This is a genomic window from Mesorhizobium sp. B2-5-11, assembly GCF_006440835.1.
GTDB lineage: Bacteria > Pseudomonadota > Alphaproteobacteria > Rhizobiales > Rhizobiaceae > Mesorhizobium.
In genome coordinates this window covers 469,060-495,200 of sequence record NZ_VFUK01000004.1, presented here as the reverse complement: position 1 = coordinate 495,200, position 26,141 = coordinate 469,060, and the positions used below count along the sequence as shown (strand labels likewise).

Genomic DNA, 26,141 nt, shown 5'->3' with positions numbered 1-26,141 from the left:
TGGCTCTTTGGGCAGCCGCGCTTCCGGGACAATCTCCGTGTCCAGCCGATCGGGAGGCAAGGGCACCAAGTGGACATGGACCAAAACACCGTCCTGCGGGCAAATAACATCCGTAAGAGCTTCGGCGCTCTGGAAGTCTTGAAAGGCGTCGACCTGGTCGCCCATGCCCATGACGTGATCACCATGATCGGCGCCAGCGGGTCGGGCAAGAGCACCTTCCTGCGCTGCATGAATCTTCTGGAAATTCCCGACGCCGGCACGATCGCGGTGGAAGGCGAGGAATTGACGCTGGATCGCAGTTCGGGGCGCGCGAAGCTGAATGCGCGCCAGATCAATCGCATCCGCAGCCGCATCGGCATGGTCTTCCAGAGCTTCAATCTGTGGAGCCAGCGCACCGTGCTCGACAACGTGATGCTTGCACCGATGAAGGTGCTCGGCCTGTCCAAACAGGAGGCCCGGCAGCGAGCCGGGGCCTATCTCGCCAAGGTCGGGCTGTTCGAGAAGCGCGACCACTACCCCGCGCATATTTCCGGCGGCCAGCAGCAGCGCGTCGGCATCGCCCGCGCGCTGGCGATGGAGCCGAAGCTGATGCTGTTCGACGAGCCGACCTCCGCGCTCGACCCGGAACTGGTCGGCGAGGTGCTCTCGGTCATGCGCACGCTCGCCGAAGAAGGACGCACGATGATCGTCGTCACCCATGAAATAGGTTTCGCGCGCGAGATCTCGCGCGAGGTGCTCTTTCTCCACCAGGGCATGGTGGAGGAGCGCGGCCCGCCGGGACAGGTTCTCGGCGATCCGCAATCGGCGCGCTGCCGGGCCTTCCTGCAGCGCGTTCTTTGAACAGGACAAACAACAGGGGAACATGATGAAAAAACTTGTCTTGATGCTTGCGGCCGGCCTCGCCGCCTTCGCCGCGCAGGTCTCGGCGCGCGACCTGCGCGTCGGCAGTGAATGCACATACCCGCCGTTCAACTACAAGGACGCGAACGGCGAGTTGCGCGGCTTCGACATCGATGTCGCGAAGGAAGTTGTCAAGCGCCTCGGCGCCGACGCCTCCTTTGTCTGCATGCCTTTCGATTCGCTTATTCCGGGCCTTGTCGCCGGCAAGTTCGATCTTCTCGCCGCGTCGATGTCGATCACCGACGAGCGCAAGAAGAGCATCGACTTTTCGATCCCGTACCGCTCCTCCACCGCCCGGTTCGTCGGTCCGGACGGAAGCGATGCCAAGCCGCTGACGGACGACGGCAAGCCCAACCCCGATGGTCTCAAGGGCAAGACCATCGGGATCGAGCGTGCCTCAACTTACGAGAACTACATGCGAGACAACTTTCCTGAGGCCACGATCCAGCTCTACGACACGGCCGACAACATGCTGCTCGACCTGACCTCCAAGCGGACCGATCTCGTCTTCGCCGGCCCGATCAAGCTCGCCAACGACTTCCTCAACAAGGACCGAGGCAAGGGTTACAAATTCATCGGTCCGGAGATCAAGGACGTGAAGTATTTCGGGCCAGGCGTGGGCATCGGCATGCGCAAGGACGATGCCGGCCTGCGCGACGAGCTCGACAAGGCGATGAAGGCCATGATCGACGACGGCACGTTCAAGACCATCAACGACAAGTACTGGTCGTTCAGCGTGCTGCCGGCATCGAACTAGGCCGAGCCGTACGGTTCATCGCCGGCCATTTCACCCGATGGCCGGCGTCTTTCTTCTTGCCACCGCAGGAGCGGCAGATGGACATTTTCCAGGGATGGGGTTTGGAGGTCGCGAGCGGGCTCATGACCACCGTCGAGGTCGCGCTGCTGTCGCTGGCGGTCGGCCTCGTTTGGGGCATTCTCGGCGCGCTGGCACAGCTCTCCTCGAACTGTGTGCTGCGCGCCACCGGCCGGGGCTTCACTCTGGTCGTGCGCGGCACGCCCGAACTCCTCATCATCCTCATCGCCTATTTCGGCGGCACGGTGGCCCTGACCGGCTTGGCGAAGATGATTGACCCCAGCATCCACTTTCTCGAAGTGCCGGCGATGCCGGCCGGCGTCTTCGCGCTCAGCCTGGTCTTCGGCGGCTACGCGGCCGAGGTGCTGCGCGGCGCCTATCTCGCCATTCCCAAGGGCGAGATCGAGGCGGCAGATGCCTTCGGCATGTCGGCCGCGACCAGCTTCATCCACATCCGCCTGCCGCTGATGTGGCGCTACGCGCTGCCCGGCCTCGGCAACAACTGGATCTCGCTCATCAAGGACACGTCGCTTATCTCCATCGTCGGGCTGGAGGAGCTGATGCGCATCTCCACCATGGCGACGCAGGTCAATGGCGAACCCTTCCGCTTCTACCTCGCCGCGGCGCTGATCTACCTCCTGCTCACCATACTGAACACCTCGATTGTCGACGCGCTGGAACGGCGTGCGACGCGCGGCGAGAGGAAGCTGGCGCGATGAACTTCGAGCTTATGGTCGAGAGCCTGCCGGCGCTGCTGTCGGCCACCGTCACGACGATCGAACTGCTCGTCGCCTCACTCTTCTGCGGCATGGCGGTGGCACTTCCCGTCGCCATCCTGCGCGTCAGCGGCCCGGCGCCGGTGCGCCTCCTGCTGCACTGGTACATTTACTTCTTCCGCGGCACGCCGCTCCTGGTCCAGATATTCCTTGTCTATTACGGTCTCGCCCAGCTCGAGGTCGTTCGCGACAGCTTTCTGTGGCCATATCTGCGCCAGGCCTGGGTGTGCGCCATTCTGACCTTCAGCCTGAACACGGCCGCCTACACCGCCTACATCCTGCGCGGCGCCATCGAGGCGGTGCCAGCCGGTGAGATCGAGGCGGCGCGTGCCTGCGGCATGTCGACGGCGTTGACCTACCGCACGATCATCCTGCCGGGCGCTTTCCGCATCGCCCTGCCGGCTTACGGCAACGAGGTGGTCAGCATGCTGAAATCCACATCACTCGCCTCGACCATCACCGTCATGGAGCTGACCGGCGCCGCCAACACGATCGTCGCCCGCACCTTCGCGCCCTATGAGCTCTTCATCACCGCGGCGCTTATCTACCTCACCATTACCTACGTGCTCACCACGGCGTTGCGCGCCCTCGAATACAGGCTTTCACGACACACGCGTCCTCTGGACGAACCCGCAACCCCACTCATAGAGGGAGCCGACAATGCCGGCATCTGACCCCAAGACCTTTACGGCTTTCGCCGGTTCGCTGGCAGACGTCAGCCGGGCGACAATCCAGGAAGCGCTCAGCGAGCAACACGGCTTCGTTTCCAAGGGCGATGCAAGCCCTGTCACCGCGGTAGACCGGGAGGTCGAGGAGAGGCTGCGCGCGCGCATCCAGGAGGCGTATCCCGACCACGGCATCCTCGGCGAGGAATTTGGGTCCGTCGGCCTCGACGCGGAATGGGTCTGGGTCATCGATCCGATCGACGGCACCAAAGCCTTCATCACCGGCATTCCGACCTTCGGCACGCTGATCGCGCTGGCCCGCAACGGCGTTCCCATGCTCGGGGTCATCGACAATCCCGTCACCAACGAGCGCTGGCTGGGCGCCGACGGTTCGCCGACCACCCTCAACGGCAAGCCCGTACGCACGCGCGCCTGCCAGGACCTTAGCGAGGCCCTTGTCGGCAACGGCAACCCGGAATCCTTCGACGACAAGGATACGGCCGCCTACAAGAGGCTGCGCCGCCAGGTGCGCTGGAGCGTCTATGGCGGCGGTTGCCATGCCTATGGCCGCGTCGCCGACGGCGCGCTGGACATCAATGTGGACGGGGGGCTGGACGCCTTCGATTATTGCGCACTGATCCCGATCGTGCGTAACGCCGGTGGCGTCATGACCGACTGGCAGGGCGGCGAGCTGACGATCCGTTCCGGCCGCCGTTCCGTCGTGGCCAGCGCCACACCTGAGTTGCACAGAACTGTGCTAGGCATCCTGGCCAACGCGACCTCACCGGCCCGCGCGGCTTCCTGAAGAAGAGGAATCGTACACACATGCAGATCGAAGAATTCACCCTCGAACGCATCCAGTCGCTCTACGAGAACATCGTCGAGTACAACCTCTCCGATAGCGGGGTACACCCCTATTCGCTCAACGAACTGCTGAGCCCGGAGGAACGCGAAAAGGTGCTTGCCGCCGAACTCGGTTACGGCTGGACGAACGGTGCCGTCGTCCTTCGCGAGGCGATCGCGGCCACATACAAGGATCGTACGGCCGACGAGGTGATGGTCACCAACGGCTCGGCCGAAGCCAATTTCCTGATGGCGATGACGCTGCTGGAGCCGGGCGACGAGATCATCGTCGTCGTCCCCAACTACCTGCAGATCAGGGGATGGGCGAAGGCGCTCGGCGCGATGGTCCGTGATGTGCCGCTGCGCGAGGAACTGGGCTGGCTGCCCGATCCGGCCGATATCCGCGCGGCGATTTCGCCCCGCACCAAGGTCATCACGCTCTGCACGCCCAACAATCCGACCGGACGCGTGGTGCCGGCGGACCTGCTCGGGGAAATTGTGGCCATCGCACGCACCAACGGCATCTGGCTACATACGGACGAGGTCTACAAGGGAGCCGAATACGGTACCCTCGAGCCGCCGAGCAGCGTCGACCTTTATGAGAAAGCCATCGTCACCAGCGGCTTGTCGAAGGCGATGGCGATGCCGGGCCTGCGCATCGGCTGGCTGGTCGGCCCCGCTGCCGAGATCTATGCCTCCTGGCAGCGCAAGGACTATACCTCCATCACCACCGGCGCGGTCAGCGAACTGGTCGCGTCGATGGTGTTGCAGCCGGCGCGCCGCAAGGCGATCCTCGACCGCAGCCGGGACCTCCTGTCACGCAATGTCGACATGATGGTGCGCTGGGTCCGCGCCAACGAGGGGCTGGTCTCGCTGGCGCCGCCGCAGGCAGGCGGCATGGCGTTCGTGCGCTATCACTTGCCGATAAATTCGACCGAGCTGGCGCATCGCGTCAAGGACGAGCAGGGCGTGCTTGTCGCGCCGGGCGACGTCTACGGCATGGACGGCTATTTCCGCGTCGGCATCGGCGCGCCGGCGCATGTCCTGGAAGGCGGGTTGGAACGTGTGCAGCTCTTCCTGCGCGGCCTTGCCCGCTCGGCGGCCTGAACGGAACGACCATGGCTAGGCCAGCCGCAAACATGCCGCTCATCCTCGACCGAGCGGAGATCCTGCGGCGGCTCGACCACGCCGCCGGTATTGCGGCCGTTCGCGAAAGCCTCGTCGCCTACAGCGCCGGGGCAGTCCAGCAGCCGCCCGTCGTCCACATGGGATTCGCGGCGGCGAACGGCGATTGCCATGTGAAATGCGCCCATGTATCGGGCGCGTCGATCTTCGTCGTCAAAGTCGCGACTGGGTTCTACGACAATCCGACCAAGGGCCTTCCAAGCGGCAACGGCATGATGGTGGCGCTGTCGGCCACGACAGGCGAACCGGTAGCGCTGCTGTTCGACCAAGGCATGCTGACCGACTGGCGCACTGGCTATGCCGGCGCGCTGGCGACCCGGCTGTGCTGGCCCAAGGGCGCGACGCGCCTCGGCATCGTCGGCACCGGAACCCAGGCACGCATGCAGTTACGCGCGCTGCGAGCGCTGGCTCGCGGCGAGCCGCTTTCGGTCGCGGTATGGGGCCGCTCGCCAGCGGCGGCGGGACGCTTCGCCGCCGACGTGGCCGACCTTGGCCTCCAGGTATCGCCAGTCGGCTCGCTCGCCGACCTTTGTTCCGATTCACAAGTGATTATCACCACGACGCCCGCGACCGCGCCGCTGGTGCGCGCTGAATGGATCGCGCCCGGCACGCACATTACAGCCGTCGGAGCCGATGCGCCCGGCAAACAGGAATTGGAGAATACGCTGGTCGCGCGCGCCGACACGTTGCTCGCCGATTCGGCCCTGCAGAGCATCGACCATGGCGAGTTCGCTCATGCCATCGCGGCCGGCCTCGTCGAGCCAGAGCGGATCGGTGAGATCGGCGTATCGCTGCGGACTGGCTCATTGACGCGCAAGCGTGGCGACATCAGCATCGCCGACCTGACCGGCCTCGGCGCAGAGGACGCGGCAATCGCCAGCGCCATCCTCGCGAGCGCCGGCACAGCCGCAAACTCTTGACCCAGGACAGAACCATGTCGAACGAAGGTGACATCGCCGCCGCTGCCGCGCGTTCCGTGCGGGCGCATGCCCGCATCCGCGGCCACATCGCGAAGACGCCGCTGCTGGGCGCGTCCGCCGTCGGCGACGCGATCGGTAGCACCGTTTTGTTCAAATGCGAAAATTTCCAGTTCACCAACTCCTTCAAGGCGCGAGGCGCCTTCTCGAAGCTGACCGCGATGGACGATGCGACCGGGGGCCGGCCGTTCGTCACCGCCTCGTCCGGCAACCACGGCATAGCCTCCAGCTTCGCGGCGTCGCGCCTGTTCCGAAAATTGTCGGTCGTGCTTCCGCACAATGTCACGAAGGCCAAACTGGCGCGCATACGGTCCTTTGGCGTCGACGTGATCCTGCATGGCGACGAAAGCGGCCAGTCCGAGGCGCACGCGCGCCGCCTGGGCGAGGAGAAGGGACTCGTCTACGTATCTCCGTACAACGATCCCGACGTTGTTGCTGGCCAGGGCACGATCGGGCTCGAACTGCTGGAAGAGCATTCGCGTATCGACAATGTCTTCATCGCCATGGGCGGCGGCGGGTTGATCGGCGGCATCGGCGCCGTGATGAAGGCCTTCAGTCCGCGCACGCGGATCATCGGCTGCGCGGCCGCCAACAGCATGGCGCTGGCAGCGTCGATGGAAGCGGGCAAGGTGATCGATGTCGAGCACTTGCCGACGTTGGCCGACGGCGTCGCCGGCGGCATGGATGAGGATTCAGTCACGCTCGGCCTCGCCCGGTCGGTCGTCGACGATGTGGTCATCTGTTCCGAAGCCGAGATCGCCGGCGCGCTCGCCCGTCTCGCGATCGAAGAGCATCTATTGGTCGAGGGTGCAGCCGGCCTAGCGCTGGCAGGGCTGATGAAGCACCCGGAACGGTACCGCGGCCAAGTCAATGCGATCGTGCTGTGCGGCGGGAATTTCGACTACGACGAACTGACGGCCGCGATCGCGGCGGTGCGACCGACCTGAAAGGGAATTCCATGACGACTGGACGATGGGACATCGAGGCGGTGCGCGGGGCCTTCCCGGCGCTGGCGATCACCGACGACGGCAAGCCACGTATCTATCTCGACGCGCCGGGCGGCTCGCAAGTACCGGCACGCGTGGTCGAGCGCATGAGCGAGGTGATGCTGCGAAGCTGCGCCAACGAGGGCGGTGCCTTCCACACCTCGCGTGATAGCGACCGCATCTTGGTGGGAGCGCATGCAGCGGCGGCCGCCTTGCTCGGTGCACAGCCGGACGAGATCGTCTTCGGCCTCAACAGCACCTCGCTGATCTTCCATTTTTCGCGCATGGTGGCACGCGACTGGAAACCGGGCGACGAGATCGTGCTTACCCGCATGGACCATGATGGCAATGTCGGCCCGTGGATCATCGCAGCCGAGGAACGTGGCGTCACCGTCCGCTGGCTCGAGTTCGATACCGAAACCTTCGAATATCGCTACGACATGCTGGACCAACTGATCGGCCCGCGCACGCGTCTGGTTGCCTGCAATCACGCGAGCAACATCTTCGGCACCGTCAACGACGTTGCCCGTATCGTGGCTGCTGGTAAAGCTGCCGGCGCCGTCACCATGGTCGATGCCGTGCAGTCGGCGCCGCATTTGGCCCTCGACGTGTCGGCGATCGGCTGCGACCTGCTCGCATGCTCTGCCTACAAGTTCTTCGGTCCGCACGCCGGGGTCATGTATATACGGCCGGAGCTGCGCGACCGGCTCACGCCGCTCAAGGTGCGGCCCGCCTCCTTCGACATGCCGTGGCGCCACACCCCCGGCACTCCCTCCTTCGAGGCGCAGGCCGGCACGCAGGCGGCGATCGAGCACATCGCTTGGCTCGGCGAGCAGTGCGCCGGCGTCGACGTTGCCGCGCCGCTGCGCCAGCGCATCGTGGCGGGATTGGAGGCGGCGACCGACTACGAAGCCGGACTGATGGACCGGTTCCTGGCGGGTGTTGCCGGCATTCCCGGTTTCAAGCTCTGCGGCATCGCCAGCCGCAACCGGCTGGACGCCCGTGTGCCCACCTTCAGCTTCCGGCTGGCCAAGAGGTCGCCGCAGGAGATCGCAGCCGCGCTGGCGGGCGAAAACATCTTCGGCTGGGCCGGCGATTTCTACGCTTATGAAGCCTCCGGCCTGCTCGGTCTGCGCGAGCAAGGCGGAGTCGCTCGGCTCGGCCTATCGCATTACACCACAGTAGACGAGGTCGACCAGGCCGTTTTGGCCGTCGCCCGGCTGGCAGCCTGACGGGGGAAAGCATGGACTACGCACGCATGGTGATCGAGAAGGAATCACCGGAGGAATACGGCTATGACCGCATTCGCTTCAACCTGTCGGAAAGCTCCGTACGAGACCGTAAGCTGTCCGATTTCCATCTCTCCGTCCCTGACCTGCTGCTGCCCTATGGCGAGCATCGCGGCGACCCTGAGCTTCGGGCGTTGGTAGCCGCGCAGGGCAAGGGCCTCGGCCCCAACGACGTTTTGGTGGCCGCCGGCGCCGCTGGCGCGCTGTTCATCATCGCCACCACGCTTCTATCGCGCGACGACCATCTTGTCGTGGTGCGGCCGAACTATGCCACTAACATCGAGACGCCGCGCGCCATCGGCTGCGGCATCACCTTTATCGACCTCAAATTCGACGATCGGTTCGGCCTCGACATCGATGCCGTCGCCAGCGCTCTGCGCCCGAACACCCGCTATGTCAGCATCACCTGCCCGCATAACCCAACCGGCACGATGATCGGCCGCCCTCAACTGGACGCGCTGATCGCCTTGGTCGAAAAGGCGGGATGCAGGCTACTGGTGGACGAAACCTACCGCGACCTGACCCATGGCGAGATGCTGCCCCCCGCCGCCTCGCTCAGCCCCGCCGCGATCAGTGTGGCTTCGCTGTCCAAGGCTTACGGCGCGCCGGGCATCCGCGTGGGCTGGATCATGACGCGCGACGTGCACTTGATGGAGCGCTTCCTGGCGGCGAAGGAGCAGATCGGCATCTGCGGCAGCGTCGTCGACGAGTGGATCGGCGCCCGCATCCTGGAAGGCCGCGACGCCTTCCTCGCCGCGCAGGCGCCAGTGCTAGCCGGACGCCTTGCCATCATGCGCGATTGGATTGAGAGCGACGAGCTGATCGAATGGGTCGAGCCCCAGGGCGGCGTGGTCTGCTTCCCCCGTTTCCGTCATGGTCCGGGATTCGATTTCGACGACTTTTACGCAGACCTGCTGGAAAGCTATGGCACCTATGTCGGTCCGGGCCACTGGTTCGAGATGCCGCGCAACCACATGCGTGTCGGCTTCCTCTATCCTCTTGAGGACGAACTGCGGGGTGGCCTGGCGGCGATCTCCGCAGCGATTCGCAAGCATTCTTCCCGGCAAAGGTCGTGACATATACGGCGATGTCCTGCCGCTGAAGGCGGCCGTCGCCGGGGCACCGGGTGAGGCCGACGCGCGCCCTTCGACGATGGCAGTAAGGTCTATCTGGAAATTCCTGTGCCGCATCGATCAGGGCGAGGCACCCCCGCTCTTCATCATCGGGCGGGCGGAGGCAGCCAGCGACAAAGCGGCGCCTGATCCTGGGCTGCAGATCACGCTCGCGCATCAACCGCTTGACCTTCTTGGGGCTGACGACGATGCCGCGCTGCCAGCGCCGCCTGCATGCGGCGATAGCCGTAAGCTTCGAAGCTGTCGGAGATTTGACCCATCGTCTCGACGAGCGCTGTGTCATCCACGGCGGTGTCGGGCTGATCGTAGTAGGTTGATCGCGCGCCATCAGCCGGCAATCCTGCTTGTTCAATTTGTCCGGTCCCAGGGGCGAACTCCAGATGGAAGGCGAATTTCCGCAGTCTTGGGTGCGATTCAGTCAGCTCGTGACATTCGTGAACGCGCGCAGCAAAGAGACCGTTTATTCTCGCGGCATCCCGAAACGGTCGCGAATTTTCCTTAACGGGTACCGCTTTTGACGATCTATCTACTCGCCATCCAGGGGCATAGATTGCAGGAAACAGCAGATACTCTCGGATCCGCCACTCTGCGTGGGCGGCTCTACGCACGGGCGAGATCATTTTGGGTCACTTAGTCAGGGTGCAGCGTGGGCTATTGCGTGAGTTTTCGAACCCCAAGTCGGCCAGGGGCGAAAGGAAAATACGCTATGGGCTGTGGCACAAAGAGAATGGATCGGCCACCTAAGAAGGCCGCGCGAGGGCCGTCCAGTGTGCGTGGCCCCAAATGTTAGTGAGCCGGACAGCGGCCGTTTAGCAGTACATGCAGAGCTCAGAGGCCGGGTGACAGTGAAGGGAAGTGGCCGCACCAAGGGGAGTTGTTCTACGAGCAACTCACAATGTCCTACTCACGCATTCGTGGCTGTCATTATCCCTGCCTACAACGCAGAACAATTTATCGAACGCACCTTGGCGTCGGTGATAAACCAGACCTACAGAAACATCGAAATAATAGTCGTTGATGACGGTTCGACTGATGAAACTGCATCAATCGTCCGCCGACTATCCAATGACGACCCGCGTATCAAGCTGCTCCAACAGAAGAACAGTGGCGTCGCGTCGGCGCGGAATACGGGGATACGTGCAAGCAAGGGCATCTATATAGCACCTATAGACGCCGACGATCTCTGGCACCCAACCAAACTCGAAAAGCAGCTGCGTGTTTTCGCTGCAGCAGGCAATGATGTTGGGCTTGTCTATACGCTTTACCGGACGATTGATGCCGATGATAAGGCGATCATTACGCCTAAGCGCATGCACCCGCACGGATGGGTATTCATGCAGCATCTCGGACAGAACTTTATCGGTCACGGAAGTTCGGCAATGTTCCGGCGCGATGTCTTACTCGAAATGGGTGGCTATTCCTCGCGACTGCGCGAAAACGGTGCGGAGGGTTGTGAGGACTTCTTCCTCCAATTGAGTATCGCCTCGAAATACCGATTCGATGTCGTCAAGGAGCACTTGGTCGGATACCGCCGAACGCCAGGAGCCATGTCGCAAGATTTCGTCCGAATGCTCATCTCGCGTCGGATGGTGCTCGAGAGCCTCTTTGCTCGCTGCAGCGAGATGGTGAGCCCGATCCTATCGGATGTGATGTTCCGTAACGATGTCGAGATCGCCAGGCTCGGGCTTAAAAGGCGCCGCTTTGCTGCCGTCGGCATGAACTTCGCCAGAGTGCTCTGGCGATCGCCCTCGCAGTTCGCGAAAGTCGTCGGTGCGACGCTTGCCATTTTCCGGCGCAAGGCGAAACAAGGAACCAAACTGGAACGCGAAGGCCGCAGCTCGGGGATCGGGAAACCGTTCTGGGACTACGCTGTCGATGAGCTTTTCGATCGCGGCGAGAATACCGATTACCGTGCCTTGCTCAACAATCTGGCTGCAATGGACAGCAAACTTGGACCCTGCGGAGGCTATTTGGCGCAGCATCCCGAACGAGGAACCTTTGCAATGCCCCAAGAGGGCAGCGGCTCAGACAGCCCGTTTCTCCTTAGAGGCTTGGAATGAAGAAGCTGCTGCTGTCGGAAGAGCAGATGTCGTCGGGCCGCAATTTGGCTCAGAGGGCAGAATGCACTTTTGAGCGGACAGTGAATGAACCGACGGTCAGTGTGACCGTGCTCATTGTCACCTACAATCACGCTCGCTACGTAGCGGCAGCGATCGACAGCGTTCTCATGCAAGATACGGAATCCGGTGTCGAGATCCTGATCAGCGAAGATTTTTCGACGGACGGTACCCGGGAGATCGTGGAGCGGTATGTATCCGATTATCCCGAAAGACTATCGGCGATCTATTCTGGCAGCAATTTGAGATCCAACGAGGTCGTTGCGAGAGGACTCCGGGTTGCGCGCGGGCGCTATGTCTCGATCCTTGATGGCGACGACCTGTGGACATCCAAGACCAAGCTGCGAGATCAGGTGGCCCATCTTGACGCGCATCCTGAGCTCTCGGCCATATTTTACAATGCGCTCGTGGCGCACGGCGACGAGATCACGTCGCGGCGGTGGACGCCACGGGATCAGAAGCCCTTAATCACACAAAGGGAAATTTGGGAAGGCAATCCCTTCGCCACTTGCGGCGGTATGATGCGAACCGCGTGCGTTCGGGATGTACCGTCTTGGTATGCAGATTTCTTTCCGATTACTGATTGGCCGCTGTATGTGCATTGCGCAAAGACAGCAGACCTCGCCTTTGTCGACGAGGTGGCAGGTATCTATCGTCTGCACCCGGGTGGGCTTGTATCGGCGCTGCCAAGCCCGCTCAGGCTTGATGCGATCGAGGGATTCTACCGGCGAATGGCGAATGTCATGGATGCCCGTGGGGCACAGTTTGCCCGTGGCGGCTGTTCCCGCTACTTTTACGAATGGTCGAAGCAGTATCTGAACGGAGGTGACTTGCCGTCGGCCAGATCGTGCTTCCTACGATTGCTGCGAAGCGGCACTGGCGGAAACAACGTGCCGAAACGCGATATCGCGCGGTTGGCACTGCTCCTGCTGAAATCCTCGGTGCTCGGGAGATGACGGCTTTCCGCAACTTCGAGAATCGCGATCCGGTCCCGTCATTGCCACAGGCGGCTGTTCGTCCGAAGTGGTCGGTGATGATCCCCGTCTATAATAGCGCCCGCTTTCTTGCCTCAACGCTGCAAAGCGTGCTCGCGCAAGCCCCTGACCCGGCTCATATGCAGATCGAAGTGGTTGACGATTGTTCGTCCGACGATCCGCAAAAAGTCGTGAACGAAATCGGGGGAAGGCGTGTCGGCTTTTTCCGCCAGCCGCAAAACCTCGGCCACATCGGCAACTTCCATACCTGTCTGAGCCGAGCCCAGGGGGAACTTGTCCATCTCCTGCACGGCGACGATGCCGTCCGACCAGAATTTTACGAATTGCTCGGTCGGGGTTTCGATGCGGATCCGAGAGTAGGAGCGGCGTTCTGCCGGACGGTCTTCATGGACGCCCACGGACAGGAGTTGTCGATCGAACCTGCAATGCAGTCAGTCTCCGGAAGGCTTGAGAATGCGGTGATCCGATTGGCGCTCGAACAGCGCATCATGACGCCGTCCATCGCGGTCCGACGCGCGGTCTACGAAGAACTCGGCGGCTTCGACCGGCGGCTGAAATGCAGCGAAGACTGGGAGATGTGGATACGCATCGCTTCTCGTTTTCCTGTCTGGTACGAACCGCAAGCCCTTGCGCTTTATCGGATGCACCCGCAATCGAACACAGGGCGCCATATCCGGAATGCCGCGGACATGGCCTACACGCGAATGGCGATTGATATTTTCAAGAGCTATCTTCCAAGCGAACTCGCGGACGATGTCGCCGCATCGGCTCGGCGGACTTATTCGCAAAGCGCTCTCGAAACCGGACGGCGGCTGCTTAGCTCTGGTGATTGGGCTGGATGCCTCGCGCAAATGAGTGAAGCCTTCCACCTCGATCCGTCGCTCAAGACAATTGGACGTATGCTGTGGCTCGTTGCGAAGCAGGGAGGCGAGATTGTCCGCCCAAATTGAAACTGTGCAACGGCAGCCGGCACGGCTGCGGCAAGGTGAGCCTGTCCGTCTCGTTTTGGCCGGATGTGGCGCCGTCACGAAGCTCTACTATGCGGAAGCGCTGTCGCGCCTTCAAGGCAGAGGCCAGATCGCAGTCGCAGCCATCTTTGATCCCGAAGCGAAATCCGCCGCGGTCGTACAGGCGCGGCTGCCCGGAGCGAAGGTTGCAGCCAGTTTCGACGGCCTTCTGGCTGTGGGCGCCGATGTGGCGATCATCGCTTCCCCGCCTCGATACCATCTTGATCAGTCGATGCAGGCGTTGCGGGCCGGCATGCATGTTCTGTGCGAGAAGCCGATGGCCACGAGCAGCTCCGACGCAGACCTTATCCTGGCGGTAGCGGCAGCCAACAATCTACATGTGGCAACAGGCCTCGTCAGAAGGCAGTTCCCTGCCACCCGATCGATAAAGGCCATGGTCGAGGGCGGATTGATCGGAAAAATTCAAGGTGTCTGTTGTTTTGAGGGTGGCCCTTTCCAGTGGCCTGTCGCTTCGACGAGCTATTTCAGCCGCGCGGAATCCGGCGGTGGCGTGCTTCAGGACATAGGCACGCATTGCCTTGACCTCCTGACCTGGTGGTTCGGAGAGCCCCATGAAATCCACTACGCCGATGACGCAATGGGCGGCGTCGAGGCGAACTGCCTTGTCCGGTTAGGTTTTGGCGGCTTCGAGGCAACGGTCCGGCTGAGCCGTGATTGGGCTCGTCCGAACCTTTACCGTCTTGAGGGCGAACGTGGCTCGATTTCTTGGGCAGTCAATGAGACGGAGCTTGTAGAGATCGCCTTGAAAGGATGCCGCACGGCAGCCACCGCCTCCTTCACCAACACCGACGACCGGTCGCGCGATTTCGTCGACGCGTTCTGCGATCAGATTTCGGACTTGGTCGACACGGTCCGAAATGGAACCCTCCTTTCCGGGTCAGCCACAGCGGGGCGCAACGTGCTCAAGCGAATCGAGGAATGCTATGCCAGACGGAAACGGCTGGACATGCCTTGGCTCGGAGCAGAAGACTTTCGCCACGTCATTGCTTCCGCCGAGACCAGACAATGACCGGCACTGTTGCCGTGCTTGGCGCCAACGGCTTCATAGGTTGCCGGACAGTGGAGTTGCTGCATCTTTCCGGCTGGGCTGAGGTGAGGCCGATCGTTCGCAGGCCGAGTGCTTTCGCCAGCCTGTCCCGCTTTGCGATCGATGGAAGGGTGGCGGACGCGCATGACGTTCCGGCTCTTACTGCGGCCCTTCTTGGCTGTCAGTCCGTTGTTCATGCAGTTGCCGGTGATAGTCGCACGATCGTCGATGCCGTCGAGCCTGTCTATCTTGCCGCCGCCGCTGCGGGCGTCGTTCGCCTGGTCTACCTCAGTAGCGCATCCGTTCATGGCCAATCGCCGCTGCCCGGAACGGACGAAACGAGCGCGCTGCACGACGGCCAGACGGTCGAGTACAACAATGCCAAGGTTCGTGCTGAACGTCGTCTCGGGGAATTGTCACGGGACGGTGCAGTCCAGGTGGTGGTGCTGCGGCCCGGAATTGTCTTTGGCCCGCGCTCCAGCTGGACGGGGGGCTTCGCCAACGATCTCCTCGACGGCTCTGCCTATCTGGTGGATGGCGGCCATGGCATCTGCAACAGCGCTTATGTCGACAATGTCGTTCATGCGATCAAGCTTGCCATCGAAGTGCCCGAGGCAGCTGGGCGAACTTATCTGGTCGGGGACCGCGAAAGGATAAGTTGGGCAGATCTTTGCCGCCCGATAGCCGAGGCATTGGGCTTCGACCTGGCTGCGATTTCGGTTTCCGCGCCATTGTCATTCGCGCCGAACTGGACACAATGGCTGAGAGATGGCGACCTTTACCGGCGGCTTGTCCAAAGCCTCCCGAGACCCGTTCGTAGCGGACTAAAGGTAGGCTATGCCGAGTGGCGGAAATCAGGGCTCGATCAGAGGCCGCCTATGGCTCCAAAGATCAAGGTATCTGAAGAACGTGCGCTGTTGCACCGGTGTCGGGTGAAACTCCCGTCGGCTAAGGCCGAGCGCGAGCTCGGATACCAGCCGGTGGTCGGCTTCGAGGAGGCATGTCGGCGCTCAGTCGCATGGCTAACCTTTGCCGGCTACCCGACTGCGCAGAGCCAAGTGGGCGAAAGATGACCGTCAGACCCGCCGCAGCCTGTGTCTCGGTTGTCATTACGACCTATAACCATGCTCGATTTCTCGCGGAAGCGATCGACAGTGTCCGGAACCAGAGCGTGCGGCCCGATGAGATCATCGTTGTGGACGATGGTTCGTTGGACAATCCCGAAAATGTTGTTCGCCGGTATGTCGACGTCCACTACATCCGCCAAGAAAACCAGGGTTTAGCCGCTGCCCGCAATACGGGAATGAAGGCAGCACGTGGCGAATTCATCGCGTTCCTGGATGCCGATGACAGGCTGCGCCCGACGGCGCTCGCTACCAATCTTGCTTTGTTCCATGACAGTCCGGATTGCGCCTTTGTCTATGGAGCCTATTGCTACATCGATGAGGCCGGCGCAGTCAGGAATTCAGTTCCGCTGAGGCCGGTGGGAGAGGACCCGTATGCCGGATTCTTGACCGGCAACCTGATTGGAATGCATGCGACAGTGCTCTATCGGCGTAGCACATTGGAGGCTGCTGGCGGATTTGACCGATCCCTGCGGGCTTGCGAGGATTACGACGTCTACCTTCGCCTGTCTCGGGCAAACAAGGCCGCATGCACCCCGGAGTGTCTCGCAGATTACCGCAGGCACGCAACGAATATGTCCAACAGCAATCCGATGATGTTGCGCGCGGCGCTCAAAGTCCTTGGCCGGCAGAGGAATCTTGCGCGGACCAATCCAGACTGGACGGCCGCCTACCATCAGGGCGTCGAAAATTGGAAACGCTATTATGCGCACATGCAACTGGGACAGCTTAGTACAGCGGTTCGATCCCGTTCTTCGCTCGGCGGTCAGCTCCTGAACACCATTGCCGTTTCGCTCGCAGCGCCATTGCAGACCACCATGATGCTGCGGCAGCGTTTCAAGGGCTGGTCAAGTCGGCGCCGATCGGGCGTCCGGTTCGGTGACCTCAGCCGCCCGCTGCCCTTCAGTACAAATTTCGGTTTTGATCGCGGCAAGCCAGTGGACCGCCGCTATGTCGAGACTTTCCTCGCATCATGTTCGCTGAACATATCCGGCAGGGTTCTGGAGATCGGGGACAACGCCTATACGACCCGCTTCGGAGGCAGTCGAGTTGCCAGGAGCGACGTTCTAAACCGATATGAAGGTCACCCGCTGACGACCTTCGTTGGCGATCTGGCCAACGGCGACGACCTGCCGCTCGAGACATTTGACTGCATCGTGCTCACCCAGACCCTGCACCTCCTTTTCAACATGCCTGTCGCGGTTGCAACCCTATGGCGGATGCTGAAACCGGGAGGCGTGCTTCTGGTCACGGTCCCTTGGGTAAGCCCGATTGACCGAGGAGAATGGGGCGAGAGCTGGTTCTGGTCGATAACCCCGGCGGCGCTGGGCCGGCTTCTCTCAGACAGGTTCGGGGTGGAGAATGTCGAAGTCCGCCACTATGGAAACGCCTATTCGGCTACCGGGTTTCTCTATGGCTTGGCGGAGCATGAGCTGAATTCGGCAATGCTCGATGTGCATGACCCATGTTGCCCGGTGATTGTCGCCGCGCGCGCTTTCAGGCGACGAGCGGCGTGACAGTGCGTCAAGCTCTTAGCAAGCTCCTGCGACGGGGCCGATTGCTTGCCGGTTACAACCGGCCGCTCGTGCTGATGTATCATCGCGTCGGAGAACCACGCGTCGATCCTTGGGAACTCTCGGTCTCGCCACAAAATTTCGCACGCCAAATCGAAATCCTGACAAAGGCGCGCGATATTGTTCCCCTGCAATGGCTGGCACAACGGCTTCGGGACGGAAAGCCAGCGAGAAATGCCGCGGCAGTTACCTTTGACGACGGTTATGCGGATGTCGTGCAAAATGCCGTGCCGGTCATGCTACGCATGAACGCTCCTGTGACCGTCTTCGTCACTACCCACGCGCTCAGCGACCCCTCAGTGTTCTGGTGGGATATTCTGTCGCGCATCACTTTGGAAACGCCTGCTCTCCCGGAGAGGCTCGCGATCCAGATCGCAGGCCGAAACTATGATTGGCTCGTGACGGAGGACGCCACGCGCGCGAAATCGAATCTCGTCATCAGCCGCACGGCGCTCCATTTCGGCTTGCACGCACTGCTGAAGCCGTTGAGAGTACACGAACGGAGGAGGGCGCTGCAGCAGCTGGCAAGATGGGCAGGAACCGACGCCAGCCCCCGAAGGCGTGACCGCGCCATGACTCATTCGGAGCTGCGGCATCTCGCCGACACCGATGGCGTTTCGATCGGTGCCCACACCTGCACGCATCCATCCCTGCCGTTGCTGAAACGGGACAGTCTTGAACGCGAGATCTCTGCTAGCCGTCAACAATGCGAAGAGATTACAGGGCGGAGGGTGGCGGGATTCGCATACCCCTTCGGAGACTTCGACGACAGCACCGCCGAAGCGGTAAGATCTGCTGGCATGGACTATGCAGTAACCACCCTGCCGCGTGAAGCTGGGCTCAGGGTCGACCCTTTCCGACTGCCGCGGGTCACGGTCGCTGATTGGGGTGAGATAGAGTTCCGGCGCGCGGTCCTTTGCCATGGCTGACCATGCATGCCGAGAACCGCGCGTCACGGGAATCATCGTCGTGTTCAACGGCGAGAAATATCTCCGAGAAGCTATTGACAGCGTTGTAGGTCAAAGCTTCACCGACTGGGAACTCCTCGTCGTCGACGATGGCTCGACGGACCGGTCATCTGTCATCGTGCGCGACTATGCGCAGCGCTTGCCAGGCAAGGTGCGACTACTCTCCCATCCCGACAAGGGCAATCATGGTATCAGCGCGTCGCGCAACCGCGGGCTGGCCGAGGCGCGGGGCGCCTATGTCGCGTTTCTCGATGCAGACGATACATGGCTGCCCGAAAAGCTGTCCGAACAAGTCTCCATCATGGAAAACGATCCGGCGCTCGGTCTAATCTACGGCCGGACGTTGATCTGGCATAGCTGGGCAAAGCTTGCTGGTCGTGCGGACTACTATTACCCGCTCGGAGTCGAACCGAACGCCCGATACGATCCGCCCGTGCTGCTGGAACTGCTGCTGCAGAACCAAGCCCAGACGCCGACAACTTGCAACGCCCTGATGCGTTCAAGTTTGTTGGCAACGCTCGGGGGATTCGAGAACAGCTTCCGCCTGATGTTCGAAGACCAGACCTTCTTTGCGAAGGCGCTCGCATTCGCGCCCGTCTACGTGTCCGGCCAGACCTGGGCGAGATACCGCCAGCACGTCGAAAGCTGCTCTGCCGCTTCTGCCAGGGCAGGCGCTGACGAAGCCGCGCGTATCACGTTTCTCAGATGGCTGAATGGGGTGATGGCGGATCAGGGCGCCTCCTTCCGCATTCGTTCCGCAATCTGGAAAGTGCTCGCGCGCGAAACCTGGAAGACGAGCAAGCGAAGCATCGTAAGACGGCTGCAGCGATGACTTCCGTGCCGCGGGTGACGATCATAACCCCCTTCCTCAATGCGGCGTCAAATCTGGGTGAAGCGATCGCCAGCGTCCGGGCCCAGACGATTGCAGATTGGGAGCTCTTGCTGGTTGACGACAATTCGACGGACGACAGTATCAGGATCGCCAATGATGCCGCGGCAATCGATCCTCGAATTAAGGTGCTGCGCAGGCCTCCCGGATCCAAGCGTGGCGCCGCGGCAGCGAGAAACGCCGGAATAGCGGCCAGCTGCGGCGATTTGCTTGCCTTCCTGGATGCAGATGATTTGTACGAGCCGCATATGCTGCAGACGGTCCTGGCGGCAGCCGATGCCAACCCGGATGCCGCAATGATTTTCGGGCCGACCAAATGGTGGTACCCGGATGGAGCGCGCTCCGACTGGGTCGAGCCGACGGATGGACTTGCCGCACGCTTACATCAGCCTCCCCGGCTTTTGGGTCGGCTGCTGCTGATGCAGGACGGCCACGTGCCGTGCACCTGTTCCGTGCTCTTGCGGAGAAGCGCGATTAGCACGGTTGGTGGCTTTGAGGAGCACTTTGAGCTCTATGAAGACCAGGCTCTGTGGGCGAAGCTATTCCTGCGATTCCCAGCCTTTATCACTCCTGTAACTCTCGCACGTTACCGGCAGCATTCCTGTTCGGCCTCGGCGATTGCCACTCAGCGAGGGCTCTACGATCGGATGGGGAAACACCCCGCCCGCGCCGCTTTTCTGGACTGGATCGCGGAGCATATGATGGAAAGTGGAACGCGGGATTTCCGCCTCCAATTGGCGCTGCGGCTGGCACGCGCGCCCTATGTCACGCCTGCAACGATCGGAAGCAAAGCCGAACGGCTTGCCCTGAAGATCATGATGTGGACAGCAAAGCAGCGGCGCAGGGTTTGGCGACAGCTTGCGCACGTGGCCAGGTGAAAACAGGCGTCACTTCCTGACCACCCATCGATGCGGGAAGCTGACATTGCCAAAGCCAGGCTGGGCGCTGACCGGTCGATCGTCGAGCAAACCGGGCATGACATCGAACACGGCGGCCGTCTCGACATGGTCTTCGACCACCCTGTCGTCCGCCACCAGCGCTACGTCAATCCTGTAGCGCCCTGGTCTCAGCATAAGGCTGTCTACATGTACCGTGTAGACTTCGCCCTGACGGTCATGCAGGGAATGTTCCCGGCTATCAAATGAGGTCACAGGATCCCCGAGATCATCAATGATAGTCACAAGGCACTGCAATGTTTCGCGCGGCCCATCAACCTGAAACCGAAAAGTCGCCGGCTGCCCGGACGCGACGGAACCCATTTCATTGAAGACTTCGATGCCGACCACACGGAGGCGGCCGCGCCCGGTACGCGTGGATCGCACACTCAGATCGGTTCCTGCGCGGGCCTCCAGCGTCTGGAGATAATCCCGGACCACGTCCTGAGTCGGGCCGTCCGCCTGGATCGTCCCGCCGTCGATAAGGATTGCGCGGGTGCAAAGTCGCTGCAGAACCGGCATCTGGTGACTGACGATCAGCACGGTGCGGCCTGTCCCGGCGATGCTCGCTGCCTTGGCAATGCATTTCTTCTGGAACGTGGCATCGCCGACGGCCAAGACCTCATCGACCACCAGAATGTCGGGATTGACGTGGGCGGCAATCGCGAAGGCCAGACGCAAGTACATGCCGCTTGAGTATCGTTTGACAGGCGTATCGAGAAACGGCTCGACCCCGGAGAAATCCACGATCTCGTCAAGCTTGGAATTGATCTCGACGCGCCGCATGCCGAGTATGGCCGCGTTGAGATAAATGTTCTCACGGCCGGTCAGTTCGGCATGGAACCCCGTGCCGACCTCCAGCAAAGCTCCCAGCCGTCCATGTATCGTCGCGCGGCCGGAAGTCGGCTCCACGATCTTCGCCAGTATCTTGAGAATGGTGCTCTTTCCTGCACCGTTGGGACCGATCACGGCAAGGACTTCGCCTGCGTGCACCTCGAAGGAGACGTTTTTCAACGCCCAGAACGGCTCGTCCGCACCTTTGCGGTGGCTTGTATCGGCCTCCCCGCGAAGACCCCGCCTTTTGCTGGCGAGCGCGTCTCGCAGCGTGGGGAAGCTGTTGTTCGCCACACCAAGTCTATACGCCTTGGAGAGATTGGCAGCCTGGATCACGATGTCGGTCATCACTCAGATCAGGTCCGGAAACGCGCGTTCGGATTTTGAGAAGATAGTCAGTCCGGCAACGAGAAGGGCTAGCGAGGAGAGCGTTGATATCGAGATCATGAGCCAGTCCGCAGGCGTGCCCAGCACGCTCCAGCGGATGGCTTCGACTGTCCCAACCATTGGGTTCAGACTATAGAGCGGCCGCCACAATTGAGGGACGAGATTGGCTGGATACACGATCGGGGTCATGAACAGAAGTATCTGAAGGCTGAACGGCAACAGATAGCCCACATCGCGAAAGCGAACGTTGATCGCCGACAATGCCACGCCCACTCCAGTCGCTGACGCAGCCATTACGAGCACGAACAGCGGCAAGAAGACTGCTTGTGGTGCCGGCCAGCTTCCGAATGCCAGCATGGCGGCGAACAAAAGAGCGAAGCCGACGAGCATATCGGTCAGGCATGAGGCCATCGTGGAGATGGGAATGATCAGACGCGGGAAATAGACGCGTTTCACCAGTTCCTGGTTTCTGACGAGGCTGCCCGTCATGCTGGCGACGGCTCGCGAAAAAAAACTCCATGGCACAAGCCCACACAGAACAAATAGCGGGTATGGCGCGCCGTTGGATGAAATGCCTGCGAGCTTGCCGAAGAAGATGCTGAAGACCGACATAGCAACGAGCGGCTGCAGCATTGCCCAAAGGATGCCCAGATAAGTCTGCCGGTATTTGACCTTGAAATCACGCCAGGCCAGGAAGAACACAACTTCCCGATATCGCCAAAGCTCGGAAGGTTCGAACAGTCCCCGCTTGCGGGACGGATCGATGATTGTCACGACAGCTGATTGCGCGCCTGTCTGGTCCGACACGATGATGGCGTCCGCCTCCCTTGACAGCCCCATTGAGGCCTACATTTCCGCGCAGTGCAATCAGCACTTTTGATGGTGCCTGCCGTTCACGAGCCTCACCATTCGAGAGCGCATAGCAGCCGCCCTCAATGCTCGACCAGATCCTCCGGAGGCGCGAGATCGCGCCGCATATCCCCGTTGTTCGATAAGTCCAATCGGACGGAGGGCATTTCTCGCACACGGACTTTATATTCGATCCGGATGCGAACGAACACCTGCCCGGGCCGTCTGAGTTTCTACCGCTATTCTCCCACCTGTGCTGGGTTGTCGAGGATACATTTCCCTATTGAACTTGTGGTGATGTTATGCCCATCGAAGATAGTCAGGCTACAGAAATCTTTCGTTTTTACAGTGTAGTGTATGCACTGCACCGCTGGTGACAGGGTCCTTAAGATGTGCCATTGTCCAATGGGGTGGTACTATTTGCGCGGATTAGGGTTGTTCGGGCGATGCGCGTTGCGCGAACCATCATTGCGTGGAGGGAGTGACATCTCATTGGAAATTCAGACGGCTTGACGAGTCAGCGTTCATAGCTCCTGAGCAAGCTGCAAAGCTTTGGGTCGGAAATGAAAAGTGTTCTTGTCGCGGGAGCAGCCGGGTTCATCGGATCCCACCTGGTTGATCGACTGTTGTTAAGGCAAGAAATCAATCGAATTGTTGCTGTTGACAATTTCTGGACTGGTACTCGTGCCAATCTGGATCATATCGCCGACCCTCGCTTGGTCGTGGTAGATGTGGCTGTTGAAGATTTTCAGCAGGGGAGCCTTTTTGACGAGATCTATCATCTCGCCTCGCCTGCTTCGCCTCCCTGGTATATGCAAGATCCGGTACGAACCATCTCGGCCAACGTAATAGGAACTATGCGGCTTCTGACCCTTCTTCGCGCCGGGGGCCGCTTCTGTTTCACGTCCACGTCTGAGGTTTACGGCGATCCGCTGGTAACGCCGCAACCGGAAACTTATAGGGGCTCCGTTGATTGCACCGGGCCGCGTTCATCGTATGACGAAGGTAAGCGTTGCGCCGAGGCCCTGCTTTTTGCGAGTAACCGATTGAGCGGGCTCGACATTCGAGTTGCAAGATTGTTCAACGTCTACGGACCTAGGACACGACCTGACGATGGACGTGCAGTATCAAATTTCATCACGAATGCGCTGTTCGGCAAACCTATAATCGTTTTTGGCGACGGCTTGCAGTCGCGGAGTTGGGGATACGTCAGCGATATCGTGGACGGCCTAGAACAATTCTTCTGGGGGGAGGAGCATGGTTATATTGGTCCCCTGAACATCGGAAACGATCGCGAGATTTCCGTTGTCGATGTTGCCCGTTACGTCGCGGGCTTGGTGCCAGGCACCAAAATCGTGCATGTTGATCCGATCCCCCAAGATCCGACGAACCGCTGTCCGGACTTAACTCTAGCGCGGAGGATCATCCCCGGCTGGGCCTGTCAAATACCTCTTGAAGAGGGTGTGCGCCTCACCCTGGACTGGTTTCGCCACCAGCAACAGAACGATTTGTCCAGTGTGTCCTCAGACTCGATGGTTGCCGCATCGGTGTGAGTGGGATCCGCCCGATAAAATGTGACCGAAAAAGGGGAGAAATGTGCTCGCCGCAATCCGGTTCCTTCGACCAACGTCGCGGTATGTTCAACCGGCCAGTTCGATGCTGTGAACGCGCGCTTCTGTGCATCGTTCAGGGCCACCGAAGGCGACATACAAGTGCGGGAGGCTCCTCCCGCGGCAATGCATGCTTCCTCCAACGCGTGGTCGGCAACCTTATGGGTGTTCGAGCGGCGCGGATGGCCTTGGCGACGATTCCAGTTCGTGATGGTCACTCACATCTTGCGCTGGCAGGTAATAAAGCCCGTACGACCGGAAGGCTGGGCGATCAGAGGCAGTGGCATGTCTTGATCAGGAAGATTACTCCCACGGAGTAAGGCAGGGCTAAAAGCCCCAAGGCGATCCAGAAGCCGGGTTCGGCCATTGCGGCGAGATCTGACAGAAGTTGCTTCATGTCGCCTCGGTCCTCGCCCCTGATCGCTCCGCATCGATCCACAAGGAAAGAGCCCGCTCTTGAGGGAGGGGGAAGCGGGCTCTTGGCTGGGGCTTATGACCCAGCAGCACGGCGGACTTGAATTTGTACTGCGCCGGCTGCTGTCCAAACCATAATCGGGCAGCTTTGTTCCCCCGTCGGTCGGCTATGGTCCTGGGCGCAGCCCGTGGTCCCGCCGAGGCGGCGAGACTGGTCTATCTCAAAGCATAGAGATAGGCGGCGATGTCACGCGCTTGCTGCTCGGTGATGCCGGTGGAGGGCATGGCGGTGTGCGGATTAATGTCCCTTGCTGATCGTATCCAGCGGATCATGTTCTCCGGATTGTTAGCCAGCACGCCGCCAACATAAATCCTGTCAGATAGACTGGCGTCCAGGCGTGGGCCGACGTGGCCTACCGCACCGGGTACACCGGTGATGGTGTGGCAGCCGGCGCAGCCATTCGCCAGCATGATCGATACCGCACGTGCACCGACGCCGCCGGTAGCGGCGTCCGCCTCTTGCTGCACCCGACGGACCCGGTCGGCCCACAATGCTAGCGCGCCGCCCGCGACGACCAGCAGAATGCACACGGCGATGATCAATTTAGATGGGCCAGAACGCATGCGCGACCTTCCTGGTTCCGCTCGTCGTTATCCAGAGGCCGGCCAGCAATAGCGCTGCCCCGCCATAGATAAGGCCGGCCGGGACCCACATAACGAGCCCGGCAAGCTGCTGGTCCTCGATCGGGCTTAAATTCCACACTGCCGCCCCGGCAGCATTCTCCGGGTACCAGAGCTTCGGCGATAGAAGAAGAAGGACGCCGAGCAGGCCGGTGTGCAGGGAGGTGAAGAAAAGATGCATCACGGCACTTCCATAGGCCTGCTGCTGGCCTTGGCGCGGCAGCAACGCCCACCAGAAGAGCAGGCCGGTGCCGAGGAAGCTCGCATGTTGGGCATAATGCAGCACGCCATGCTCGAGCGCTGCCTCAAACAGGACCGGAATGTGCCACACCCATATCGCGAACCCGTGAACAATCGTTGCGGTGACAGGCCGGCTCGCAAAGGTCCAGAGCGCTCGCAGCGATTTGCCATGCCCAACCATACCCAGGGCACGCCGGAACGTTACGGGAAATGCCCACAGCAGAGCAGGGGCGGGGCAGGCGATGACCAGCAGCGGCGCCGCCACTGCCATCAGCAACTCGTGTTCGATCATGTGCGCGACAAACAGCCGCTCGCCGAGAGCATGGATCGGACTGACCAACGCTGCCGTCAGTACGCTCCAGCCGGCGGCAAACAGCAGCGCCTGACGCATCCGTAGCGGACGGCCGCGAGTGCTGCGGCGCCACAGCCGCATCGCACCGGCCATGTAGATGAGCGCGACGGCCGTCAGCGGGGCCGTGATGGGAAGCGCAAGTGTCCATCCGACCTCGGGCGCGCCGGAGCCATAGCAGATCGAGGTGGAGAAGAGAGTGGCCAGGTTCATCGCAGACACTCGTCCAGGATAAGTGCGGCGCTTCCCTGCATGATGATGACCAGTGCAAACAGGAGAGCCGCCAGCATGCCGAGATCGGCGACGAAATGCTCGGTACCGCGCGTGCGTTCTGCTTTGAAAGCAGCGCCGCCTTGCCGCTTTGCCTGCCAGGACAGAGCACCGCCCAGAAGCGAGAACAAGGCCAGCAGCAACGCTAAGGGAAGCACGACCGGCACCTGGTGATTGCATTGCCAGGGAACCAGCGAGTAGTTCAGTTGCGTCGAGACCGCCCAAGCCAACGGGCCCGACAAAAGCCCACCCCAGGAAGTTCCCAACCGGACCGCGCGCATG

Annotated in this window: 27 protein-coding genes; 20 read left to right on the top strand and 7 right to left on the bottom strand. The window is 61.3% G+C overall.

From position 1 onward, the window contains the following. Nucleotides 1-75: 75 nt before the first annotated feature. The 10 genes from FJ490_RS16300 (at nucleotide 76) to FJ490_RS16255 (ending at nucleotide 9,511) form a co-directional block, all read left to right on the top strand. Nucleotides 76-840, top strand: coding sequence for an ATP-binding cassette domain-containing protein (locus tag FJ490_RS16300; RefSeq protein WP_140500680.1), 765 nt, complete (start codon nucleotides 76-78; stop codon nucleotides 838-840). A gap of 25 nt (nucleotides 841-865) precedes the next feature. Continuing rightward, nucleotides 866-1,657, top strand: a complete 792-nt coding sequence (locus tag FJ490_RS16295; RefSeq protein ID WP_181165247.1) for a transporter substrate-binding domain-containing protein — start codon at nucleotides 866-868, stop codon at nucleotides 1,655-1,657. 77 nt (nucleotides 1,658-1,734) lie between these two features. Continuing rightward, the gene (locus FJ490_RS16290) at nucleotides 1,735-2,433 is read left to right on the top strand and encodes an ABC transporter permease subunit (protein WP_210239462.1); all 699 of its coding nucleotides are present in this window, start codon (nucleotides 1,735-1,737) and stop codon (nucleotides 2,431-2,433) included. Then, a complete protein-coding gene (locus FJ490_RS16285; protein ID WP_140500677.1) occupies nucleotides 2,430-3,164 on the top strand; it encodes an ABC transporter permease in 735 nt (244 codons plus the stop codon). The genes FJ490_RS16290 and FJ490_RS16285 overlap by 4 nt, the downstream gene beginning before the upstream one ends. Next, nucleotides 3,151-3,960 carry a histidinol-phosphatase gene (gene hisN, locus FJ490_RS16280; RefSeq protein ID WP_140500676.1) on the top strand — a complete coding sequence of 270 codons (810 nt, stop codon included), beginning with the start codon at nucleotides 3,151-3,153 and terminating at the stop codon, nucleotides 3,958-3,960. The genes FJ490_RS16285 and hisN overlap by 14 nt, the downstream gene beginning before the upstream one ends. A gap of 20 nt (nucleotides 3,961-3,980) precedes the next feature. Continuing rightward, entirely contained in the window at nucleotides 3,981-5,105 is a 1,125-nt protein-coding gene (locus FJ490_RS16275; protein WP_140728345.1) for an aminotransferase class I/II-fold pyridoxal phosphate-dependent enzyme, read from the top strand. Nucleotides 5,106-5,116: 11 nt separating this feature from the next. Further along, a complete protein-coding gene (locus tag FJ490_RS16270) occupies nucleotides 5,117-6,103 on the top strand; it encodes an ornithine cyclodeaminase family protein (RefSeq protein ID WP_140728346.1) in 987 nt (328 codons plus the stop codon). 14 nt (nucleotides 6,104-6,117) lie between these two features. Beyond that, on the top strand, nucleotides 6,118-7,107 hold the full coding sequence (locus tag FJ490_RS16265; protein WP_140622704.1) for a pyridoxal-phosphate dependent enzyme: 990 nt from the start codon (nucleotides 6,118-6,120) through the stop codon (nucleotides 7,105-7,107). A gap of 11 nt (nucleotides 7,108-7,118) precedes the next feature. Continuing rightward, nucleotides 7,119-8,378, top strand: a complete 1,260-nt coding sequence (locus FJ490_RS16260) for a cysteine desulfurase-like protein (protein ID WP_140728347.1) — start codon at nucleotides 7,119-7,121, stop codon at nucleotides 8,376-8,378. An 11-nt stretch (nucleotides 8,379-8,389) separates the two neighbouring features. After that, entirely contained in the window at nucleotides 8,390-9,511 is a 1,122-nt protein-coding gene (locus tag FJ490_RS16255) for an aminotransferase class I/II-fold pyridoxal phosphate-dependent enzyme (protein WP_140728348.1), read from the top strand. 200 nt (nucleotides 9,512-9,711) lie between these two features. On the opposite strand, the gene FJ490_RS16250 is transcribed toward FJ490_RS16255, so the two are convergent. Then, nucleotides 9,712-10,188 carry a hypothetical protein gene (locus FJ490_RS16250; RefSeq protein ID WP_140517480.1) on the bottom strand — a complete coding sequence of 159 codons (477 nt, stop codon included), beginning with the start codon at nucleotides 10,186-10,188 and terminating at the stop codon, nucleotides 9,712-9,714. A gap of 294 nt (nucleotides 10,189-10,482) precedes the next feature. On the opposite strand from FJ490_RS16250, the gene FJ490_RS16245 reads away from it, so the two are divergent. From FJ490_RS16245 to FJ490_RS16205, 9 genes are read left to right on the top strand one after another with little or no spacing between them, the layout of a single operon-like run. Beyond that, on the top strand, nucleotides 10,483-11,628 hold the full coding sequence (locus FJ490_RS16245; RefSeq protein WP_181165248.1) for a glycosyltransferase family A protein: 1,146 nt from the start codon (nucleotides 10,483-10,485) through the stop codon (nucleotides 11,626-11,628). Then, entirely contained in the window at nucleotides 11,625-12,641 is a 1,017-nt protein-coding gene (locus tag FJ490_RS16240; protein WP_140517478.1) for a glycosyltransferase, read from the top strand. The genes FJ490_RS16245 and FJ490_RS16240 overlap by 4 nt, the downstream gene beginning before the upstream one ends. Further along, a complete protein-coding gene (locus FJ490_RS16235) occupies nucleotides 12,638-13,630 on the top strand; it encodes a glycosyltransferase (protein ID WP_140622708.1) in 993 nt (330 codons plus the stop codon). Before FJ490_RS16240 ends, FJ490_RS16235 begins: the two co-directional genes overlap by 4 nt. Next, entirely contained in the window at nucleotides 13,614-14,717 is a 1,104-nt protein-coding gene (locus tag FJ490_RS16230; protein ID WP_181165249.1) for a Gfo/Idh/MocA family oxidoreductase, read from the top strand. Before FJ490_RS16235 ends, FJ490_RS16230 begins: the two co-directional genes overlap by 17 nt. Continuing rightward, nucleotides 14,714-15,808, top strand: coding sequence for an NAD-dependent epimerase/dehydratase family protein (locus FJ490_RS16225; protein ID WP_181165250.1), 1,095 nt, complete (start codon nucleotides 14,714-14,716; stop codon nucleotides 15,806-15,808). The genes FJ490_RS16230 and FJ490_RS16225 overlap by 4 nt, the downstream gene beginning before the upstream one ends. Then, on the top strand, nucleotides 15,805-17,376 hold the full coding sequence (locus FJ490_RS16220; RefSeq protein ID WP_140517474.1) for a glycosyltransferase: 1,572 nt from the start codon (nucleotides 15,805-15,807) through the stop codon (nucleotides 17,374-17,376). Before FJ490_RS16225 ends, FJ490_RS16220 begins: the two co-directional genes overlap by 4 nt. Before the next feature lie 41 nt (nucleotides 17,377-17,417). Further along, entirely contained in the window at nucleotides 17,418-18,362 is a 945-nt protein-coding gene (locus FJ490_RS16215; RefSeq protein ID WP_181165251.1) for a polysaccharide deacetylase family protein, read from the top strand. Then, nucleotides 18,355-19,233, top strand: coding sequence for a glycosyltransferase (locus FJ490_RS16210; protein ID WP_140622712.1), 879 nt, complete (start codon nucleotides 18,355-18,357; stop codon nucleotides 19,231-19,233). The genes FJ490_RS16215 and FJ490_RS16210 overlap by 8 nt, the downstream gene beginning before the upstream one ends. Next, nucleotides 19,230-20,168, top strand: a complete 939-nt coding sequence (locus FJ490_RS16205) for a glycosyltransferase (RefSeq protein ID WP_181165252.1) — start codon at nucleotides 19,230-19,232, stop codon at nucleotides 20,166-20,168. Before FJ490_RS16210 ends, FJ490_RS16205 begins: the two co-directional genes overlap by 4 nt. A 9-nt stretch (nucleotides 20,169-20,177) precedes the next feature. On the opposite strand, the gene FJ490_RS16200 is transcribed toward FJ490_RS16205, so the two are convergent. Together FJ490_RS16200 and FJ490_RS16195 are read right to left on the bottom strand one after the other, a co-directional pair. Continuing rightward, nucleotides 20,178-21,407 carry an ABC transporter ATP-binding protein gene (locus tag FJ490_RS16200; protein WP_140728350.1) on the bottom strand — a complete coding sequence of 410 codons (1,230 nt, stop codon included), beginning with the start codon at nucleotides 21,405-21,407 and terminating at the stop codon, nucleotides 20,178-20,180. 3 nt (nucleotides 21,408-21,410) lie between these two features. Then, the gene (locus tag FJ490_RS16195; protein ID WP_140521294.1) at nucleotides 21,411-22,286 is read right to left on the bottom strand and encodes an ABC transporter permease; all 876 of its coding nucleotides are present in this window, start codon (nucleotides 22,284-22,286) and stop codon (nucleotides 21,411-21,413) included. Nucleotides 22,287-22,858: 572 nt separating this feature from the next. On the opposite strand from FJ490_RS16195, the gene FJ490_RS16190 reads away from it, so the two are divergent. Next, nucleotides 22,859-23,848, top strand: coding sequence for an NAD-dependent epimerase/dehydratase family protein (locus tag FJ490_RS16190; RefSeq protein ID WP_140728351.1), 990 nt, complete (start codon nucleotides 22,859-22,861; stop codon nucleotides 23,846-23,848). A gap of 328 nt (nucleotides 23,849-24,176) precedes the next feature. Here the strand turns inward: FJ490_RS16190 and FJ490_RS33560 are convergent, their stop codons facing one another. The 4 genes from FJ490_RS33560 to FJ490_RS16175 all read right to left on the bottom strand — a co-directional run bounded on the left by FJ490_RS33560 (nucleotide 24,177) and on the right by FJ490_RS16175 (nucleotide 26,140). Next, the gene (locus tag FJ490_RS33560; protein ID WP_263486168.1) at nucleotides 24,177-24,302 is read right to left on the bottom strand and encodes a hypothetical protein; all 126 of its coding nucleotides are present in this window, start codon (nucleotides 24,300-24,302) and stop codon (nucleotides 24,177-24,179) included. Between the two features lie 233 nt (nucleotides 24,303-24,535). Continuing rightward, entirely contained in the window at nucleotides 24,536-24,922 is a 387-nt protein-coding gene (locus FJ490_RS16185; protein WP_246672639.1) for a c-type cytochrome, read from the bottom strand. Between the two features lies 1 nt (nucleotide 24,923). Then, nucleotides 24,924-25,802 carry a cytochrome c oxidase assembly protein gene (locus FJ490_RS16180; protein WP_140728353.1) on the bottom strand — a complete coding sequence of 293 codons (879 nt, stop codon included), beginning with the start codon at nucleotides 25,800-25,802 and terminating at the stop codon, nucleotides 24,924-24,926. Further along, nucleotides 25,799-26,140 (bottom strand): hypothetical protein, encoded by a 342-nt coding sequence (locus tag FJ490_RS16175; protein WP_140500656.1) that lies wholly within the window; start codon nucleotides 26,138-26,140, stop codon nucleotides 25,799-25,801. The genes FJ490_RS16180 and FJ490_RS16175 overlap by 4 nt, the downstream gene beginning before the upstream one ends. Nucleotide 26,141: the final 1 nt, after the last annotated feature.

Coding starts and splice junctions, on each gene's coding strand:
- FJ490_RS16300 (WP_140500680.1), top strand. CDS start 76: ATGGACCAAAACACCGTCCTGCGGGCAAATAACATCCGTAAGAGCTTC.
- FJ490_RS16295 (WP_181165247.1), top strand. CDS start 866: ATGAAAAAACTTGTCTTGATGCTTGCGGCCGGCCTCGCCGCCTTCGCC.
- FJ490_RS16290 (WP_210239462.1), top strand. CDS start 1,735: ATGGACATTTTCCAGGGATGGGGTTTGGAGGTCGCGAGCGGGCTCATG.
- FJ490_RS16285 (WP_140500677.1), top strand. CDS start 2,430: ATGAACTTCGAGCTTATGGTCGAGAGCCTGCCGGCGCTGCTGTCGGCC.
- hisN (WP_140500676.1), top strand. CDS start 3,151: ATGCCGGCATCTGACCCCAAGACCTTTACGGCTTTCGCCGGTTCGCTG.
- FJ490_RS16275 (WP_140728345.1), top strand. CDS start 3,981: ATGCAGATCGAAGAATTCACCCTCGAACGCATCCAGTCGCTCTACGAG.
- FJ490_RS16270 (WP_140728346.1), top strand. CDS start 5,117: ATGGCTAGGCCAGCCGCAAACATGCCGCTCATCCTCGACCGAGCGGAG.
- FJ490_RS16265 (WP_140622704.1), top strand. CDS start 6,118: ATGTCGAACGAAGGTGACATCGCCGCCGCTGCCGCGCGTTCCGTGCGG.
- FJ490_RS16260 (WP_140728347.1), top strand. CDS start 7,119: ATGACGACTGGACGATGGGACATCGAGGCGGTGCGCGGGGCCTTCCCG.
- FJ490_RS16255 (WP_140728348.1), top strand. CDS start 8,390: ATGGACTACGCACGCATGGTGATCGAGAAGGAATCACCGGAGGAATAC.
- FJ490_RS16250 (WP_140517480.1), bottom strand. CDS start 10,188: ATGATCTCGCCCGTGCGTAGAGCCGCCCACGCAGAGTGGCGGATCCGA.
- FJ490_RS16240 (WP_140517478.1), top strand. CDS start 11,625: ATGAAGAAGCTGCTGCTGTCGGAAGAGCAGATGTCGTCGGGCCGCAAT.
- FJ490_RS16235 (WP_140622708.1), top strand. CDS start 12,638: ATGACGGCTTTCCGCAACTTCGAGAATCGCGATCCGGTCCCGTCATTG.
- FJ490_RS16225 (WP_181165250.1), top strand. CDS start 14,714: ATGACCGGCACTGTTGCCGTGCTTGGCGCCAACGGCTTCATAGGTTGC.
- FJ490_RS16220 (WP_140517474.1), top strand. CDS start 15,805: ATGACCGTCAGACCCGCCGCAGCCTGTGTCTCGGTTGTCATTACGACC.
- FJ490_RS16210 (WP_140622712.1), top strand. CDS start 18,355: ATGGCTGACCATGCATGCCGAGAACCGCGCGTCACGGGAATCATCGTC.
- FJ490_RS16205 (WP_181165252.1), top strand. CDS start 19,230: ATGACTTCCGTGCCGCGGGTGACGATCATAACCCCCTTCCTCAATGCG.
- FJ490_RS16200 (WP_140728350.1), bottom strand. CDS start 21,407: ATGACCGACATCGTGATCCAGGCTGCCAATCTCTCCAAGGCGTATAGA.
- FJ490_RS16195 (WP_140521294.1), bottom strand. CDS start 22,286: ATGGGGCTGTCAAGGGAGGCGGACGCCATCATCGTGTCGGACCAGACA.
- FJ490_RS16190 (WP_140728351.1), top strand. CDS start 22,859: ATGAAAAGTGTTCTTGTCGCGGGAGCAGCCGGGTTCATCGGATCCCAC.
- FJ490_RS33560 (WP_263486168.1), bottom strand. CDS start 24,302: ATGAAGCAACTTCTGTCAGATCTCGCCGCAATGGCCGAACCCGGCTTC.
- FJ490_RS16180 (WP_140728353.1), bottom strand. CDS start 25,802: ATGAACCTGGCCACTCTCTTCTCCACCTCGATCTGCTATGGCTCCGGC.
- FJ490_RS16175 (WP_140500656.1), bottom strand. CDS start 26,140: ATGCGCGCGGTCCGGTTGGGAACTTCCTGGGGTGGGCTTTTGTCGGGC.